Here is a 16,616-nt window from a genome sequence, read left to right as displayed (position 1 = left end):
TGCGGTGGTGCCGGGGTGGGCTCAGACGTGCTCGGGCTTGTCCCCGTAGTGCAGTTGGAGCGCGGTCAGCTGCTCGGTGAGCTCCTTGACGAGCTCCGCGTACGCCGGGTCCGCGTACCGGTTGTGCAGCTCGTCAGGGTCGATGACCAGGTCGAACAGCTCCCACTCGGGCGTGCGCGTCTCGTCCTTCGCGCCGACCTGACCCGAGCCGTGACCCGGGTAGTGGATCAACTTGTGGGTGTGGGTGCGGATGCCGTAGCTGGCCTGGACGTTGTGGCAGACGTCGAGATGCTCGAAGTAGCGGTAGTACATCGCCTGCCGCCAGTCCTCCGGCTTCTCGCCCGCGAGCAGCGGCTTGAGGCTGCTGCCCTGCATCCGTGGATGCGCTTCCACACCCGCCATATCGAGGAACGTCTGCGCGTAATCGACGTTGACGACGAGCTCGTCGCAAGAGCTGCCGGGCTGTGTGACGCCCGGCCAGCGCACGACGAGGGGGATACGGAGCGACGGGTCGTACATGAAGCGCTTGTCGAACCAGCCGTGTTCACCCAGGTAGAAGCCGTGGTCCGAGGTGTAGGCGACGGCTGTCTCCGACTCGAGACCGGTGACGTGGAGGAAGTGGAGCACCCGGCCGACGTTCTCGTCGAGCGCTGCGATGACCCGCAGGTACTCCTTGATGTAGCGCTGGTAGCGCCACTCGCGCTCCTCGCGCTCGCTCAACCCTTCGGGGACCGGGGCCTTGAGGTCGTGCCGCTGCAGGTCGCGCATCCGCATCTCTGCCTCGGCGGCGGCGTGGGCGCGGTCGCTGTAGTCGTCGTGGAGGGTGGCCGGGGCCGGAATGTCCACGTTCTCGTACAGGTTGCGGTGCCGCTCGGCGGGTTCGAACGCGCGGTGCGGGGCCTTGTGCTGGATGAGCAGCGCGAAGGGCCGGTCGGGGTCGCGCTTGTCGAGCCAGTTCAGGGCGAGGTCGGTGATGAGGTCGGTGACGTAGCCGGTGTACTGCTTCTCGCCGTCCCGCGTCACGAAGGACGGGTCGTGGTAGACGCCGTGCTCCGGCAGGACCTCCCAGTAGTCGAAGCCGACCGGGTCGGACTTCCCGCCGTGGCCCAGGTGCCACTTGCCGACGATCGCCGTCTGGTAGCCCTCCGCCTGCAGCATCTCGGGGAAGGACGGCTGGGTGGCGTCGAACTTCTGGCCCTGCTGCTCCAGGGTCGTCATCCCGTTGACATGGCTGTAGGTGCCGGTCAGGAGCGACGCGCGGGCGGGCGAGCAGATCGAGTTGGTGCAGAAGGCGTTGTCGAAGCGCATGCCTTCGGCGGCCAGTCTGTCCACGGCGGGCGTCTCGTTGATGACGCTGCCGTAGGCGCTGATGGCCGGGACGGCATGGTCGTCGGTCATGAAGAAGACCAGGTTGGGACGCTGGTCGCGGGCCGCACTCACAGGCCGAAGTCCTCCTTGGCGAGCGTGGTGTTGAGGCGGCGGGCACCCGCGCCCTTCATGAAGGGGCGCTGAAGCAGCCCCGGCTTGAGGACCTGAGCGAAGGCGGCAGCGGCCATGCCCTGATCGAGCGAGAGCATGCGGTCGCTGACCTTGCCCGTGCCCACGTTGACGGAGTCGTAGAAGCCCATGCCGTCCTCGTAGGAGTCGAAGTCGCGGGCGATACGGCGCAGGTTGTCCATCGCGTCCTTGGGGCGGATCATCAGCGCCATCGCGCCGGCGTGCGGGGTGACGACGCCGTTGGTGTACGCGGATGGGGCCGGCATCGGCTCGCCGTACGGGACGTAGGTCCGGTCGGTGTTGGAGCAGTAGCCCTCGGGCGAGATGCCGAGGAACTGCACGCCGTACTCCTGGTAGCCGCCCTCGGGGACGTTGCACGGGGAGAAGCCCCAGTAGCCGTACTCGGCGTCGATCAGGCCGTGGTCGCGCTGGCCGAGGACGTGGTGGGTGAGGGTGGTGCGCCAGGAGGAGTTGAGCTTCGCAGAGGGGACGAACAGCTCGGGCATCAGCTGGCCGAACATGTCGCCGCCCCAGCCGGGGACGACGTTGCGGCCGCGGTAGGTGTAGTGGCCGTTGAAGTAGCGCACGCCGTCGCGGGTGACCCACTCACCCTTGGGCGGCATCTCCTGCTGCGCGTCCGGGGCGAAGGTGCGCAGCATGTGCCAGTAGTGGCTGCTCGGCGCGGTGCCGTCGGTGATGCCCAGGTAGCCGGCCATGCGGGTCTCGGAGACCAGCGCACCATAGTGGTACGGAGTGAGGGTGTTCTCTTCGACCTTGAAGCCGGTGTGCATGAGACCGGGGTGGGCGACCGGGTCGGCGGCGTCGTAGGCGTTGTAGAAGAAGGACCAGTCGATGCCGGCGCGCAGCTTGCGGATGCGGGCGGCGAGGGCGGGCTCGGCGGCGTACTCGGCGATCCGCAGGCCGACGTCCAGCCAGGCGTTGTCGACGGTGGAGAGCAGCAGGTTGACCTTGGCACCGCTGCCGGGCCACTCGTGCAGGACCTCACCGGTGAACGTGTTGTACCAGTTCACCCAGAAGCCGTGGAAGCGCTCCATCTTCTCGACGGTCGTGATCGTACGGGTGAGGCGGCGCTGCATCTCGCCCTCGGTGATCACGTCGAGTCCCGCGGCGGCGACGGTCGACCACATCCAGCAGCCGATGTTCGTCGTCGAGGTGTTCTCGGTGAGCACCGGCTTGTCGCCGCTGAGGTTGATGTTGTCGGCGGGCAGGCCGCTCTCCGGGACCATCGCTTCGAGGGAGCGGTAGGTGTCGGCGAACCAGCTGCGCAGCTGCGCCTCGGTGTCCAGGCCGCGTGCCAAGGCCATGGAGGGGGCGCTCAGGGCGAGGGCGGCGGAGGTGCCGGCGGTGGCGGCCAGGAACGTACGTCGTTTCACGGCTGATCAACTCCTGTGGTGGGAGGACGGGTTCGTGGGAGGACGGGATCGCAGAGGAGGAACGGGATTTTCAGGCGCGGGTGAGGCGCAAGGTGCGGACGCCCGGCATGGGCAGCACGAGAGAGGTGTGAACGACGCCGTCGTCACCGACGCGCAGGTTGTGTTCGCGCGCCGGGTCACCGGCGTGAACGCGATAGCGCGCGCCGGGCTCGAGACCGGAGACCTCGACGGTCGCGTGTCGTTCGAGCAGCGGGACCGGCGCGGACCCCGTACGGTCCGGGGCCGTGTTCACGAGGAGCACCTCGAACGCGCCCTCGCGCCGGTCGGCAGTCGCCTTCACCAGGGCACGCGCCCCGTCTCCGGTGACGTGGACCGCACGCGGGTCGCCGACGTCGACGGCGACCCGCACGGCAGCCGGCCTGCTGCCCCGCGCGAGCGCGCAACCGCGCACGGTGTCCGGCAACGGCGGCTGTGTGCCGCGGGCCGTCCAGGGTGCGATCCGGTACCAGTAACCGTGGCCCGCCTCGACGTGCGTGTCCGCGTACGGCGGGCGCGGTACGCCTGTCACGTGCAGCGGGGCGTACGGGCCTTCGTACTGGTCGGCGCGGTGCACGAGATAGCCGAGCGCACCGGCCACCGGCTCCCAGTCGAGCAGCACATGGCCCGTGCAGTCACGGGAGCGCAGCACCGTGTGGTGCGGGGGCATGGTCAGCCTTTCGGAAGCCGGTGTCAGACGGGCGTCACTTGAGGCCGGAGGTGGCGATCCCCTGCGTGAAGTGGCGCTGGAGGACGACGAAGACCGCGACCACCGGGAGTACCACCAGGAAGGCTCCGGCCATCATCACGCCGTTGGATCCGTCGGCCAGGGTGGGGTCGGTCGCGAAGGTGGCGAGTGCGACCGGCAGCGTGTACTTGTCCGGGTCGTTGGTGGCGACCAACGGCCACAGGAAGTTGTTCCACGAGCCGAGGAACACGAAGATCGTGAGCGTGGCGAGGGCCGGCTTGACCAGTGGCATCACGATCCGCCAGAAGATGTACCACTCACCGGCCCCGTCGATCCGGGCTGCTTCGAGCAGCTCGTCGGGGATGGCCATCATGAACTGCCGCATCAGGAACACCCCGAACGCGCCGGCCGCGAACGGCAGGATGAGCGCCGCGTAGGAGTCGAGCAGCTCCATCTTGCTCATCATCACGAACTTCGGCAGCAGCATCAGATTGCCGGGCACCATCAGGGCGCCGAGCACCACGGCCAGCACGAACCGCTTGCCCGCGAAGTTCAGCTTGGCGAGCGCGTAACCCAGCATCGAGCAGAACACCAGGTTGCAGGCGGTGACGGAGATCGCGACGATCGCCGAGTTGGCGAACGCCTGGCCGATGTCCATGAGGTCGAGCAGCTTGCGGAAGTTCGCGAGGGTCCACTCGGCCGGTATCCACACCGGCGGGCTCGCGCCCAGATCCTTCTGTGTCTTGAAGGCGGAGATCCCCATCCACAGGAAGGGTGCGGACATCACGAGCAGGCCGATGCCCAGGAGCGTGTACGTGAGGGCGGAGCTGCCCGGCGTCCGCGAGGTGGCCGTTCGCCCCTTGCGGGACGCACGGGCGTCTTCGAGCTCGGTGGCGCTCATCGGGTCTTGTCCTTCAGCAGGCGGAACTGGAGCAGCGTGACGGCCAGGACGATCGTGAACAGGACGTACGCCATGGCGCTTGCGGAGCCCATGTGGAAGAAGCTGAAGCCCTGCTCGTACATGTGCAGCGACACGGTCAGGGTGCTGTCGCCGGGGCCGCCGTTGGTCATCACGAACGGTTCCTCGAATACGTTCAGGAAGCCGATGGTGGTCATCACCGCGACGTACAGCATCGTCGGGCGGAGCAGCGGGACCGTGATCCGGCGGAACTCCTGGAACGCTCCCGCGCCGTCGAGCTTGGCGGCCTCGCGGACATCGGTCGGGATGGCCTGCAGGCCGGCCAGGAAGAGGACCATCGCCGTGCCCATGTTGCGCCAGACGGCCATCATGATCAGGGACGGCATGGCGAGCGTCTCGGATCCGAGGAAATCCGGGGTGGAGAAGCCCAGTTGGGTGCCGAGCCCGGCGATCAGACCCTCCGACGGATCGAGCACGAACCGCCAGATGACGGCCACGGCGACGATGGCGGTGACGACCGGGACGTAGAAGCCGACCCGGAAGAAGGTACGGAAGCGCTCGATGCCGGAGTTGAGGAGCACGGCCGCGACCAGGCCGCTGCCGATGGTCAGCGGGACGCCGAGCACCACGAAGTATCCGGTGTTGAACAGCGCCTTGACGAACTTCTCGTCGTCGGCGAGCGCGGTGTAGTTCTCCAGGCCGACGAACTCGGCGTCGAAGGGGTTGGTGACGTTGCGCAGGCCGAAGTCCGTGAAGCTCATCAGGAGTGTGGCCACGATGGGGAACGCCATGAAGGTCAGGAAGAGGACCAGGAACGGCGTGGAGTACAGCCAGCCCGCGAGGTTCTGCCGGGAGAGCCGGTCGGGGCGGAACTCGTGGCCCGCCCCGGACTGCTTCCCGTTGGAGCCGCCGGCCGGGGCCGGGGACGCGGCCGGGCGCTGGGCCCGGTCGTCGGCCCCGGCCTTGGTGGCGGCGGTGCTCACGGGTTCATCAGCCCTTCGGTTGCCGTCTGGAGCTTCTTCGCCTCGGCGGCCGGGCCGCCACCCTGGGCGATCTTCTCCAGGGTGCCCTCGATCGCCGCGGCGATCTCGTTCCACTTCTCCATCGGCGGGACCTCCTTGGCGGTGTCGAGGGTCTTCTCGAACACCTTGAGGCTCTCGGCCTCCTTGCTGTCCTTGAGCTGGGGCTGCTCGAACGCGGCCTTGTTGGCCGGGATCGACTTGGCCATCTCGTACCACTTGCCCTGCATCTCGGGCGTGGTCAGGTACTTGGTGAACGCCTCGGCCGCGGCCTTGTGCTCACTGTCCTTGAAGGTCACGAGTGAGGCGCCGCCGACCCACGAGACCGAGCCCTTGGGCCCGGCCGGCAACGGCGCGACCTTCCACTTGCCCTTGAGCTGCGGCTGCTGGTCATTGAGGTTCTGGACCATCCACGGGCCGGACATGAACGTCGGTTCGTCGCCGCTGGCGAAGGTCTTGGCCACGTCGGCGCCGACCACGAAGTTCTTCTTGGCCAGGCCGTCCTTGAAGTAGCTGCCCCACTTCTCGAAGGCCTGCACGGCCTCGGGGGAGCCGAGCGCGGACTTGCCGTCCTTGTCGACGATGTCGCCGCCCTCGCCGTACAGGAACTGCAGGTAGCTCTGCCAGGCGCCGGTGTTGCCGGGCTGGAGGGCGGTGCCCCACTCGGAGCCGTCCTTCTGGTATGCCTCGGCGAGCTTGTGGTGATCCCCCCACGTGGTGGGGGCCTTCTTGATGCCGGCCTTCTCGGCGAGGTCGGTGCGGTAGTAGAGACCGCGCACATCGGCGTACCAGGGCACGCCGTAGGCGGTGCCGTCCGCCACGTTGTTCTCCCAGGTGGCGGGGAAGAAGTCGGACTTCTTGAAGGCCTTCTCGTCGACCGGCTCCAGGGAGTCGAGCGCGATGAACTGGCCCATCATCGTGGAGCCCATCTGCGCCATGTCCGGGAGCGTCCCGGCCGCCGCGGCAGATGTCATCTTCTGCCCCACGACGTCCCAGCCGACCGGGGTCACCTTCACGGTAATGTTCGGATTGTCCTTCTCGAAGTCTTTGGCGACCTCGGAGAGCCGCTTGGCCTCCTCGCCCATGCCCCAGACGGTCAGTGTCTGCTTTGCGTCGGCGGATTTCTGCTCGTCACTGCCGCCGCCGCAGGCGGTCAGGCCGAGAGCGGTCACCACCGTGACGGCAATGCCGACAACGGGCTTGGCCAGGCGTGCCATACGGCTCCTCCTAGAGCTCCATGTATGCGCTCCCTGAAAGCGCATACATGACTCTGCAACACGCGGTGGTTCCACTCAAGAGGAATGTGCGTAACGCTTGCGTAACGCGGGGGTGGCTCCACCCTTCGGTGCGACCGGCCTGGGCATCGGCGTCGTACGGCGCATCTGTGTCATGCGGACCTGCCGCCCGCGAACTGCTCGGCATCGCGCCGGGCCGGACGGCGGCAGGCGCAGGCGACCCACCTGCGGGTGCCCGGACGCATGGCGAAGGGCGTCAAAGGCTGCTGTTAACTCCGGGAACTGCCTACGCGGCCGGGCCCGGCGGGCACCCGCAGCTCTCGCGGTACGTCGCCGACACCGGCAGCACCCTTGCCTCCGTGGGGCGGTCGCGCTGCTCGAGCCGTGCCACGAGTAGCTCGACGGCCGCCACGCCCAGCTGCCCCATGGGCTGGCGTACCGTCGTGAGTGTCGGCCTGACGAGGCTGCTCAGCGGAATCCCGTCGAACCCGGTCACGGCAAGATCGCCCGGTACGGAGATACCGCGCGCGTCGAGGGCGTGCAGCGCCCCCACCGCCATCTGGTCGTTGGCGAACACCAGACCTTGCGGCCGCGGCCCGGGTCCGGGCGCGCCGAACAGCTCCTCGACCGCCTTGCGCCCTGCCGCCTGCGTCAGGTCGCCGCGCGCGTCGGGGTGCTCGGGCAGGGGGAGGTCGGCCTCCAGATGCGCCGCCTGGAAACCGCGGAACCGGGCCTCGCCGTCGGGGGAGTCGGGCGGTCCGCCGATGAACGCGAGTCGCTGCAGCCGATGCGTCGTGAGGAGGTGCCGGGTGACCTCGAGGAGGCCGTCGAAGTTGGCCACCTGGACGTGGTCGAGGCCTTGCGCCCGGTGGCCGGCGAGCAGGGTCACCGGCAGCCGGCGCGCCACCATGTCCAAGGCCTCGTCGGGCATGGACTGGGCAAGGACGGCGAGCCCGTCCACGCGGCTGGCGACCTCCGCGAGGCGCGTTCCCGCGTCGTCGGCGTGCGCGGCGGCGATGAGCAGTGCGTAGCCGTGCCGACGCGCCGCCCGCTCCATACCCCTGATGACCTCGTCGGAGTAGAGCGTCACCTCGCCGGGATCAGCCTCCGGCGCGCTGTCCGCTTCGGAGTCGTGGAAGTCGGGATAGCACAGGCCGAGGACGCCCGTGCTGCGGCTGGCCAGGCCGCGCGCGTTCCCGCTGGGGACGTATCCGAGCTCCCGCGCGCTGGACAGGACCCGCTCCCGTGTCTGTGCGCGTACCGAGTCGGGGCTGCGGTAGACACGCGACACTGTCGCGATGGAGACTCCCGCTTGCTCGGCGACGTCGTACACCGTGGGCGCGCTCATCGCGTCGCATCACCTCTTTCGTCTGATGTCGTAATACTCCCACGCGGGCGCCCGCTGGCTGAAAGCGCATTCAGGGGAGGTTGCGACCGGGTGCCGAGGCAAGGCGGCGCCGTAGGAGTGGGTCGTGAGGCCGCCTACCGTGGACAGGGTGCGTGTTGCACCTTAACGGTCGTTCAACGGGAAGCAGAGGGCTGCCAGTTGTCCGGACGAAGGGAGGGATTTCGTGCATCGTAAGGGTTCCGATGTCGGTCAATGCGGCACTCCTCAAGAGCGCTCCGGACCGTCGTCCGGACAAGCTGGAACAACCCCTGCCGGGGATCGAATGGAGGAGTGCTCTCGCGGACGAAACGGATCGGACTCCGATCCTGGCCCTGCGCGTCCGGATGACCTGCGAAAGAGCCGCAGACACCGCGGGCACCGCGCCCTGCCGCAGGCGGTGTTCAGGGCACGTTCGACTTTCTGGCTGAGCGGTACCGGTGGCGACGCAGGCGGCGAAGGGTCCGCGCAGTTACGACCTGTGAGCGAGGTAGCAAGGCAATGGAAGCGGGCGCCCGCGAGGTTGAACCATGCTGCCGGTCGCACTCCAACGCGGAAATGGCGAGTGCACGAGCAAAAGCACACTCGCGCTGCAGATCGCGCACAACCGGTCGGCGCGCGGGCTGCAGGGTGTGATCTTCACCCGCGACGACCGGGCGGGGGAGGGCAAGCTGTCCTCCCGGCTGGGTCTGGTGACGGAGGCGGTCGAGGCTTCCCCGGGCATGGATCTCTACGGTTATCTCGTCAGCCGGATGTCCAAGGGCGACAAGGTCGACCATGTGATCGTGGACGAGGCCCAGTTCCTCGCCCCCGAGCAGATCGACCAACTGGCCCGTGTGGTCGACGACCTCGGCCTCGACGTGTTCGCCTTCGGCATCACCACGGACTTCCGCACCAAGCTCTTCCCCGGCTCGCAGCGGCTGATCGAACTGGCGGACCGGATAGAGACACTGCAGGTCGAGGCGATGTGCTGGTGCGGTGCCCGTGCCACGCACAATGCCCGCACCGTGGGTGGCGAGATGGTGGTGGAGGGCGAGCAGGTCGTCGTCGGCGATGTGGACCGGCCGGCCGGGGACGTGGGCTACGAGGTGCTGTGCCGGCGTCACCACCGCCGCCGCGTGACGAGCGCCGCCGCACATGCAGGCACCCTCTCTCCGGACGTCCTGCCGGTCGCCCCGGCCTGAGCATCGACTCGCCACAGAACCGTGGCGGGCGCGGGGCGTCCCGAGGGTCCCGGAGCCGATCCTGCTGTCAGATCGCGATCGGGAGTTCCTCGATCCAGCAGTCGACCGACTTCTCGGTGATCACGGCTCGGGCCTCTTCGGTGTCCGACGGGAGCGCCGTCCCCGCGTTCACGTCGCCATGACGCGGGATGGTGGTGTTCTCCTCGGCCGGCAGCGAGCGAAGAGTTCCCGGGCCGAGGCAATGGTCGGGGACCCAGGCCGATGTGCGCGCTGCTCGCCGACCGGGTGCCCTGGATAGGATTCCCTCCGTGCCCTGACCAGCTGGATGGCACAACGAGCCCCAGAACCAGTGGACTTCGGGCCGGTCAGCCGAATGCGGCAGAGCTCCGGACGGCGACCGGAACGCCAAACGAGTGGAGAGCCATCATGCGTGGAGGCAGCATCGCCGTGGTCGGCGGCAGCATAGCGGGGTGTGCCGCGGCCCTGGCCGCGTCACGCGGGGGAGCCGGTGAGGTCACCGTCTTCGAGCGTGCCGACGCGGAACTCCGTGACAGGGGCGTGGGCATAGCCCTGCAGAGCGACCGCTACGACGAGTTGAGGGACGCCGGGTACGTCGCCCCCGAGATGCCCTGGGCGCCGCTGACCCACCGGGTGTGGAGCGTGCGCGAGGGCGACGCGGAGCACGGCCGCGCCGTCGGCGAGCAGCCGTTCCCCTTCCGCGCGTACAACTGGGGCTCCCTGTGGAGCGAGTTGCGCCGCCGGATACCCGAGGACGTCAGCTACCGGTCCGGCGCCGTGGTCACCGCCGTGGAACCGGATGCCGAGGGAGTGACGCTGCGTCTGGCCGACGGCCACCAGCAGAACTTCGACCTCGTGATCGGCGCCGACGGATACCGCTCCGTCGTTCGCGAGGCCATGTTCCCCGGCGCCGGCGCCTCGTACGCCGGATACATCGGCTGGCGCGGCACCTCACCGGACGTCGAGGGCCTGCCCCTGGACGGCCGCTCCGCCCACAACATCGTCTTCCCCGGCGGCCACTGCATGCTCTACCGCATCCCGGACGGCGGCGGCGGTCACCGGCTCAACTGGGTGCTCTACACCGCGCCCCCGCAGACGGACGCCCTCCAGCCCGACCTGCGGACCCCGACCTCGCTGCCGCCGGGGCGTCTGAACGCCGAACTCACCGCCCGTCTGCGCGCGTTGGTCACCGACAACTTCCCGCCGTACTGGGCGGCCAGGGTCCTTCGCACGCCCGCCGACGACACCTTCATCCAGCCGATCTACGACCTCGAGGTGCCGCACTACACCTCGGGACGGATGGTGCTCGTCGGTGACGCGGCGAGCGTCGCCCGGCCGCACATCGGCGGCGGCAGCGTGAAGGCGCTCCAGGACGCCACCGCCCTGGAGGCCGCCTGGGTGGCCGGGGGCACCTGGAAAGAGGTCCTGGAGCGGTACGACACGAGCCGTGGACCGGTCGGCGCGGCCATGGTCGCGCTCGCCCGGAGGATGGGCCGAGCACAGGTCGAGGAGACACCGGACTGGTCCGCCATGGGGCAGCCGGAGTTCGACGTGTGGTGGCGGGACCAGAACAGCGGATCCGACCGGCGCAGCGGCTTCGGCGGACACAGCCTGAAGGCCGGCCGGCCCTGAGCGCGGCGGACGGCGGCCGTGGTCCCGTGGGCTCAGGGGACCGTCGGCGTGAGGTCGAGCGCGGCGTGCAGAGCGCCGTCGTCGGCACGGACGTCCTCGCCGTCCAGACGGAGCGTGGTCCGTCCCGAGGTGAGAACCGTGAGCGCGTGCGCGCACTCGGCCGCCCGGGCCGGACTGGGGGAGACCAGCAGGACGGCGATGCCCTCGCCGGCCAGGGTGGTCACCAGTTCGTGGACCTGACGGACGAGCGCGGGAGCGAGCCCTTCGGTCGGCTCGTCGAGCAGCAGCACACTCGGCGAACCGAGCAGTGCGCGGGCCAGGGCCAGCATCTGCTGCTCTCCCCCTGACAGATCGGCCCCCCGGTGGCCCAGGCGCTCTCCCAGCCGGGGAAGCAGTTCCAGGACCCGCGCGGGGGTCCACACGCTCGGGCGCGCGGTGTCGCCCCGGCGCGGCGGACGGTGGGACAGCCGCAGGTGCTCGCCGACGGTGAGGCCCGCGAAGACCCGGCGGCCCTGCGGGACGAGGCCGATGCCGGCGCGGGCCGTCCGGTGCGTGGGACGGCCGGTCACGTCCCGGCCCCCGAGGCGCACGGTGCCTGCGCCGGGGCGCATCAGTCCGGCCACCGTGTGGACGAGGGTGGTCTTGCCCGCGCCGTTGTGGCCGACGACGGCGTGGACCCTTCCGGCGGGAACGGACAGATCGAGACCGTGGAGCACGGTGCCGCCGTCGTAGCCCGCGGTCAGGCCGGTGATCTCGAGCATCGTGGGACGTGTCATCCTCTCGCGTCGGTAGACGGGCCGGTGACGGCGTGCGGGGCGTCGGGCGACGCCCCGGCCGTCGTGCCGGTGCCGCGGTAGGCGTCGCGGACCTCGGGGTGGGCGAGGGCCTCCCGGGTCGGTCCGGTGACCAGGACCCGCCCGGCCACCAGCACGGTGACGGACGTGGCCAGTTGGGCGACGACCTCGACATGGTGTTCGACCAGGACGAGTGCGACGCTGTCCGGCAGACCGCCGAGGACGGAGAGCAGCCGTCCGATGTCCCCGTCGGTCAGGCCGGCCGCGGGCTCGTCCAGGAGCAGCAGACGCGGCTCGCCCGCCAACGCGGCGGCGAGGTCGAGCATGCGGCGCTGTCCGTGGGAGAGCGCCGCCGCCTGCCGGTGGGCGAGGTCCGCGAGGCCGACGGTCTCCAGATGACGGCCCGCGGCCTCGGTGTGCAGCCGGTAGCGGGACGGGCGCCGCCAGGCGCCGCGGCGCTCCGGGTGGTGTGTCCAGCCGGCCAGGACGACGTTGTCCAGCACGGTCAGTTCGGAGATCACCGACGGCTGCTGGAAGGTACGGGAGACACCGAGGCGGCTGCGCCCGGCGGTGGCCGTCCGGGTGATGTCCGTGCCGTTCAGGGTGATGGTGCCGTGGTCGGCCCGGTCCGTACCCGCGACGAGGTCGAGCAGGGTGGTCTTGCCGGCGCCGTTGGGGCCGATGACGGCGTGCCGGGCACCGGCGGGGAGCCGCAGACTGACGTCGTCGACCGCGGTGAGGCTGCCGAATCTGCGGGTGAGCCGGTGGAGGTCCAGCGCGGGGGGTGCCGCTTGCTCGGCGTTCGCGGACGTCATGGGGAGACCTGCCCGGCCGGGGACGGGGTGGACAAGGGCGTGAGCGGGGGCGTACGCGGAGCGCCGCGCAGACCGGCCAGGCCGCGCGGCAGCAGGTACACGGCGGCGATGAACAGCGTCCCGAGCAGCAGCGGCCCGTGGCCGGGCCACGAACCGGCGACCCAGTCACGGGTGAAGACGATGAGGCCGGCGCCCAGCAGGGCGCCTATCACGGACGTCGAGCCGCCGATGACGGCCGCCAGCAGGGCGAACGCGGCGATCTCGAAGCCGACATCGGCGGGGGAGAGGTACTGCTGCACGCTGACCATCAGCGAGCCGCCCACGCCGGCCAGCGCACCGGCGCAGACGTGCGCCACCAGCAGATAGCGGCCCACGGGATGTCCCGAGGCACGCATCCGCGCCTCGGCGCCCCGGGCCCCGGTGAGCAGCTTCCCGGCCGGGGAGCGCAGCACGAGCAGGGCGACGGAGACGGTGACGACGGCGACCACCAGGGCGTAGGCGTAGAGCTCGCTCTCGTCGGTCATCCCCTCACGGCCCCACAGCAGCCGTGTGGCGGGGAAGCCGACGAGACCGTCGGCGCCTCCGGTGACGGACTTGACCTGGTTGATGACGGCGCCGGTCAGCTCCCCCACGGCGAGCGTGATCATCAGGACGGTGGTGCCGCGGGCCCGGATCACCGCGGGCCCCGTCACCGCGGAGAACACCGCCGCCGCGACGGCCGAGAGGACGATCTGCACCGGGCCCACCGTCCATCCGGCGTCCGCCAGGTTCGCGGTGGCGTACGCGCCGACGGCGAAGGGCGCGGTCTGCCCGAGTGTGGGCAGCCCCGCATATCCGGTGAGGACGGTGACACTCACCGCGAGAAGCCCCAGAGCGAGTGCGGAGCCGGCCAGGGAGAGGCTGTACGGGTCGAGCACCCCCGGCAGCGCGATCAGCAGGACGAGCAGGACGAGGAGCGGCGCCGCCCGACGCCACGCCGTCCCCCGTACCCACGCCCCGGCACCGGCGGGGGGCACGGGGACGGTGACCGCCTTCGGTGAGGACGTCCCGGACCGCGCTCCGGGACGGGCCGCGAGAAGGCGGCGCAGCTTGGCCACCGGGTCCGCCGGCGGGGCCTCGGGGCCGTGCACGGCAGCGGGTTCGGCGAAACGGGAGCGGAACACCAGGACCGCCGCCATGGCTGCGAAGAGCAGGTACGGCGCGAGGTCCGGCAGCACCGAGACACCCAGCGTCTGGACCTCACCCACGCCGATCGCCGCGAAGAAGGTCGTCCAGAGCGAACGCAGCCCGCCGAGGACGACCACCACGAGGGAGAGCATGAGCACGGTCTCGGACGTGCCCGGCCCCGGACCGATGATCGGCGCCCCGAGCACTCCCGCGGCGCCGGCCAGGGCCCCCGCCGCCGCGAGCACGCCCGTGTGCACCGCCCTGGGGCCCCGGCCGGTGGCCGCGAGCATCTGCGGATCGTCGGCGCAGGCCCGTACCGCCATCCCCATACGGGTCCGCGTCAGCACCCACGTACCGAACGCCGCCAGAGTCACGGCCATCACGATGAAGCAGAGCCGGTACGCGGGGTACCGGTGGCCCAGCAGCGTCACCGAGGTGTCGAGCGCCTCGGGGACGCGTACCGGCAGGTCGTCCGCCCCGAAGATCTGGATGAGCAGATCGCCGCCGACCAAGGCGATGCCGAACGTCAGCAGCGCCTGCGCGAGATGCCCACGCCTGGCGAGCGGAACGGTCGCGGCGGACAGCCCCGCCCCCGCGAGGGCCGCCGCCACGGTTCCGGCGGCCAGCCCGAGGGCGAGGCCGCCCCAGGTTCCGTCGCTCAGCTCGGCGCCCGTGTAGGCGCCGATCGCGTACAGCGTGCCGTGCGACAGGTTCAGCACACCGGCGGTCCCGAACGCGAGACTCAGGCCGGCGGCGACCACGAACAGCAGCAGCCCGTAGGCCACCCCGTCCACCGCCGGCACGAGGTGGGCATCGAGGAGCTCCATGTCAGCCGCCGAGCGTCGCCAGGTCCTGGACCATGACGTTGGCCAGCCGGCTGCCGTCCGGCCTCACCTGACGCAGGTACCAGGTCTGCACCGGCGAGTGCCCCTTGTCGCCGAACTCCCAGGCTCCGCGCGGGCTGTCGATCTGGCCGAGCCCGGCGATGGCCTCGTTGATGGTCTTCGACGTCACCTCACCCTCCTTCGCGGCGTCCGCGATCGCCTTGTCCAGCACGGCGGCCGCGTCGTAGGACGACATCGCGTACGTGGTCGGCTGCGTGTCGTACTCGGCCGTCCAGTCGGCGGCGAACGTGCGGTTGGCCGCGTTGTCGAGGTCGGGCGCGTAGTTCAGGACCGAGTAGATGTCCTTGGCCGCGTCGCCCTGGGCCTGGAGCACACTGCCCTCGGTGACGAAGGCCGTGTACAGCGGGAGGTCGGCGACATCGGACTGCGCGTACTGCTTGGCGAAGTCGATGGCCGCCTTGCCGGCGTAGAAGCAGTAGACCGCCTTGGCGTCCGTCTCGGCGATGTCCGCGAAGTACGGCATGAAGTTGGTGGTCTTCGGGAAGGGCGTCCAGGTGGTCTTGCCGCCGGGGTTGGCGAGCTTGCCCTTGACGCGCTTGAACTCGTCGGTGAAGCCGCGCAGTTCGTCGTAACCGCCCTGGTAGTCCGGTCCGATCGCGTAGACCGGCCCGTCCACCTTCTCCTTGACGTAGGGGGCGATGGCCTTGCCCGGCTCGTCGGACATGAAGCTCGTCGTCCACACGTACTCGAGGTCCTTGACGGGCGGCCGGGCGTTCGACCCCAGGAACGGGATCCTGGCCTGGTTGACCAGCGGCAGCACCGCGTTGACCGAACCACCGCTGACGAGGCCCGTCAGCACGTCGACCTTGTCCTTCTTGACCAGCTTGGTCGCGGCGGGAACGGCGGTCGGCGGACCGTCGCCCTCGTCCGCCACGATGAGCTCGACCTCGCGCCCGCCCAGCTTGTTGCCGTGTGTCTTCAGGTAGAGCTCGAAGCCGGCTCGCAGGTCGGTTCCGACGGGCTTGTAGGTGCCGGACAGCGAGGCCACGAGGCCGACCTTCACGGTGTCGGCGTCGGTGCCGCTGTCGCCGCTGCACCCGCTGACGGCCGCCAGACCGAGTGCGAGGGCGGCAGCGCCCAACGGACGGAATCTGCGGTGAAGCGGACCGGATATGTCGAAGAACATGAGAGCTCTCATCGGGAGGAATGGGCAGAACGGGCTGGCCCCGCCGCCGGGAGGGCCGGCGGACGGGGTTGGTGCGGCGGTGGGGAACCGCCGGCGCTCAGCGACCGGGCGATCCGCTCGGGGCGCGGAGGTGGGGAGACAGCGCGTCACCGACCTGGTTGATCAGTTCGGACATCGTGTAGCTGACCTCGCCGATGTCCGCGTCCCTGGTGGTGGTCACCAGGAGGGACGCGCCGCTGGACACGGCCATCGAGAACAGGTAGCCGCCCTCCATCGCTGTGAGGCTGTGTTCGACGGGGTCGGTGTCAGTCACCTGTGCTGCGGCGGAGAGCAGGTTGACGACGCCGGAGGCGAGGGCCGCCAGCCGGTCGGCGTCGTCACGCTCCACACCGGTGTAGGCCAGCGCGAGTCCGTCCACGGACACGGCTATCGCCCGGGTGACTTCCGGGACGCGTCCGGCGAAGTCGCTCAGGATCCAGCTCAGGTCGGTGGGTGAGGTCATTTCTCGGTCCGTTCGGTGTCGTCGTCGGTGGCGGAACGCCTGCGGGGGGTCGTGCTCCGGTTGATCCCCTGGGCGTAGGCCGCGAGGACGTCGGAGACCTGCCGGGAGTCCCGGCGGCGGGGGGACGGCCGGGGTGCGGTGGCGCCGGACCGTTGATCGGAACCGCCCCGCTTGCCCGGGGCGGGGCGATGCTGGGGCGCGTTGCGCTGCCGCAGAGGCAGCCCGGAGGAGCTGACCCCGGCGACGCGCGAGACGGGTTCGTCGGGCACGGGACGCGGGGCGGGGGAGGCGGTGCGCCCGC

General features: G+C 70.3%; 14 protein-coding genes and 1 pseudogene. 2 read left to right on the top strand and 13 right to left on the bottom strand.

Annotation, left to right across the window (positions count from 1 at the left end; translation table 11 throughout):
• Positions 1 to 21: 21 nt before the first annotated feature.
• The 7 genes from B9S57_RS12220 to B9S57_RS12190 form a co-directional block, all read right to left on the bottom strand.
• Positions 22 to 1,440: a sulfatase gene (locus tag B9S57_RS12220; protein WP_103515579.1), complete on the bottom strand. Its 1,419-nt coding sequence runs from the start codon at positions 1,438 to 1,440 to the stop codon at positions 22 to 24.
• A complete protein-coding gene (locus B9S57_RS12215) occupies positions 1,437 to 2,891 on the bottom strand; it encodes a glucoamylase family protein (protein WP_103515578.1) in 1,455 nt (484 codons plus the stop codon). The genes B9S57_RS12220 and B9S57_RS12215 overlap by 4 nt, the downstream gene beginning before the upstream one ends.
• Before the next feature lie 70 nt (positions 2,892 to 2,961).
• Entirely contained in the window at positions 2,962 to 3,597 is a 636-nt protein-coding gene (locus B9S57_RS12210; protein ID WP_103515577.1) for a hypothetical protein, read from the bottom strand.
• Positions 3,598 to 3,631: 34 nt separating this feature from the next.
• Positions 3,632 to 4,516 carry a carbohydrate ABC transporter permease gene (locus B9S57_RS12205; RefSeq protein WP_103515576.1) on the bottom strand — a complete coding sequence of 295 codons (885 nt, stop codon included), beginning with the start codon at positions 4,514 to 4,516 and terminating at the stop codon, positions 3,632 to 3,634.
• Positions 4,513 to 5,517 (bottom strand): carbohydrate ABC transporter permease, encoded by a 1,005-nt coding sequence (locus tag B9S57_RS12200; protein ID WP_103515575.1) that lies wholly within the window; start codon positions 5,515 to 5,517, stop codon positions 4,513 to 4,515. Before B9S57_RS12200 ends, B9S57_RS12205 begins: the two co-directional genes overlap by 4 nt.
• Positions 5,514 to 6,770 carry an extracellular solute-binding protein gene (locus B9S57_RS12195; RefSeq protein ID WP_103515574.1) on the bottom strand — a complete coding sequence of 419 codons (1,257 nt, stop codon included), beginning with the start codon at positions 6,768 to 6,770 and terminating at the stop codon, positions 5,514 to 5,516. The genes B9S57_RS12200 and B9S57_RS12195 overlap by 4 nt, the downstream gene beginning before the upstream one ends.
• A gap of 304 nt (positions 6,771 to 7,074) precedes the next feature.
• Positions 7,075 to 8,136, bottom strand: a complete 1,062-nt coding sequence (locus B9S57_RS12190) for a LacI family DNA-binding transcriptional regulator (RefSeq protein ID WP_164493643.1) — start codon at positions 8,134 to 8,136, stop codon at positions 7,075 to 7,077.
• Positions 8,137 to 8,702: 566 nt separating this feature from the next.
• Here B9S57_RS12190 and B9S57_RS12185 point away from each other — a divergent pair.
• A complete protein-coding gene (locus B9S57_RS12185; RefSeq protein ID WP_103515573.1) occupies positions 8,703 to 9,356 on the top strand; it encodes a thymidine kinase in 654 nt (217 codons plus the stop codon).
• A 426-nt stretch (positions 9,357 to 9,782) separates the two neighbouring features.
• A complete protein-coding gene (locus B9S57_RS12180; RefSeq protein WP_103515572.1) occupies positions 9,783 to 11,006 on the top strand; it encodes an FAD-dependent monooxygenase in 1,224 nt (407 codons plus the stop codon).
• 32 nt (positions 11,007 to 11,038) lie between these two features.
• Here the strand turns inward: B9S57_RS12180 and B9S57_RS12175 are convergent, their stop codons facing one another.
• From B9S57_RS12175 to B9S57_RS12150, 6 genes and pseudogenes are all read right to left on the bottom strand, one after another.
• The gene (locus tag B9S57_RS12175) at positions 11,039 to 11,767 is read right to left on the bottom strand and encodes an ABC transporter ATP-binding protein (protein ID WP_103515571.1); all 729 of its coding nucleotides are present in this window, start codon (positions 11,765 to 11,767) and stop codon (positions 11,039 to 11,041) included.
• Positions 11,768 to 11,778: 11 nt separating this feature from the next.
• Positions 11,779 to 12,615, bottom strand: coding sequence for an ABC transporter ATP-binding protein (locus B9S57_RS12170; RefSeq protein ID WP_103515570.1), 837 nt, complete (start codon positions 12,613 to 12,615; stop codon positions 11,779 to 11,781).
• Positions 12,612 to 14,609: an ABC transporter permease gene (locus B9S57_RS12165; protein ID WP_103515569.1), complete on the bottom strand. Its 1,998-nt coding sequence runs from the start codon at positions 14,607 to 14,609 to the stop codon at positions 12,612 to 12,614. Before B9S57_RS12165 ends, B9S57_RS12170 begins: the two co-directional genes overlap by 4 nt.
• Position 14,610: 1 nt before the next feature.
• Positions 14,611 to 15,813 (bottom strand): ABC transporter substrate-binding protein, encoded by a 1,203-nt coding sequence (locus B9S57_RS12160; RefSeq protein WP_103515568.1) that lies wholly within the window; start codon positions 15,811 to 15,813, stop codon positions 14,611 to 14,613.
• Between the two features lie 97 nt (positions 15,814 to 15,910).
• A complete protein-coding gene (locus B9S57_RS12155; protein WP_103515567.1) occupies positions 15,911 to 16,315 on the bottom strand; it encodes a roadblock/LC7 domain-containing protein in 405 nt (134 codons plus the stop codon).
• Positions 16,312 to 16,616 (bottom strand): annotated as a pseudogene (locus tag B9S57_RS12150) (histidine kinase); the annotation flags it as partial. The pseudogene B9S57_RS12150 and the gene B9S57_RS12155, both read right to left, overlap by 4 nt.

This window comes from Streptomyces sp. SM10 (genome assembly GCF_002910915.1).
GTDB lineage: Bacteria > Actinomycetota > Actinomycetes > Streptomycetales > Streptomycetaceae > Streptomyces.
This window is presented reverse-complemented; position numbering and strand designations above follow the sequence as displayed.

Coding starts and splice junctions, on each gene's coding strand:
- B9S57_RS12210 (WP_103515577.1), bottom strand. CDS start 3,597: ATGCCCCCGCACCACACGGTGCTGCGCTCCCGTGACTGCACGGGCCAT.
- B9S57_RS12205 (WP_103515576.1), bottom strand. CDS start 4,516: ATGAGCGCCACCGAGCTCGAAGACGCCCGTGCGTCCCGCAAGGGGCGA.
- B9S57_RS12195 (WP_103515574.1), bottom strand. CDS start 6,770: ATGGCACGCCTGGCCAAGCCCGTTGTCGGCATTGCCGTCACGGTGGTG.
- B9S57_RS12190 (WP_164493643.1), bottom strand. CDS start 8,136: ATGAGCGCGCCCACGGTGTACGACGTCGCCGAGCAAGCGGGAGTCTCC.
- B9S57_RS12185 (WP_103515573.1), top strand. CDS start 8,703: ATGCTGCCGGTCGCACTCCAACGCGGAAATGGCGAGTGCACGAGCAAA.
- B9S57_RS12180 (WP_103515572.1), top strand. CDS start 9,783: ATGCGTGGAGGCAGCATCGCCGTGGTCGGCGGCAGCATAGCGGGGTGT.
- B9S57_RS12175 (WP_103515571.1), bottom strand. CDS start 11,767: ATGCTCGAGATCACCGGCCTGACCGCGGGCTACGACGGCGGCACCGTG.
- B9S57_RS12170 (WP_103515570.1), bottom strand. CDS start 12,615: ATGACGTCCGCGAACGCCGAGCAAGCGGCACCCCCCGCGCTGGACCTC.
- B9S57_RS12165 (WP_103515569.1), bottom strand. CDS start 14,609: ATGGAGCTCCTCGATGCCCACCTCGTGCCGGCGGTGGACGGGGTGGCC.
- B9S57_RS12160 (WP_103515568.1), bottom strand. CDS start 15,813: ATGTTCTTCGACATATCCGGTCCGCTTCACCGCAGATTCCGTCCGTTG.
- B9S57_RS12155 (WP_103515567.1), bottom strand. CDS start 16,315: ATGACCTCACCCACCGACCTGAGCTGGATCCTGAGCGACTTCGCCGGA.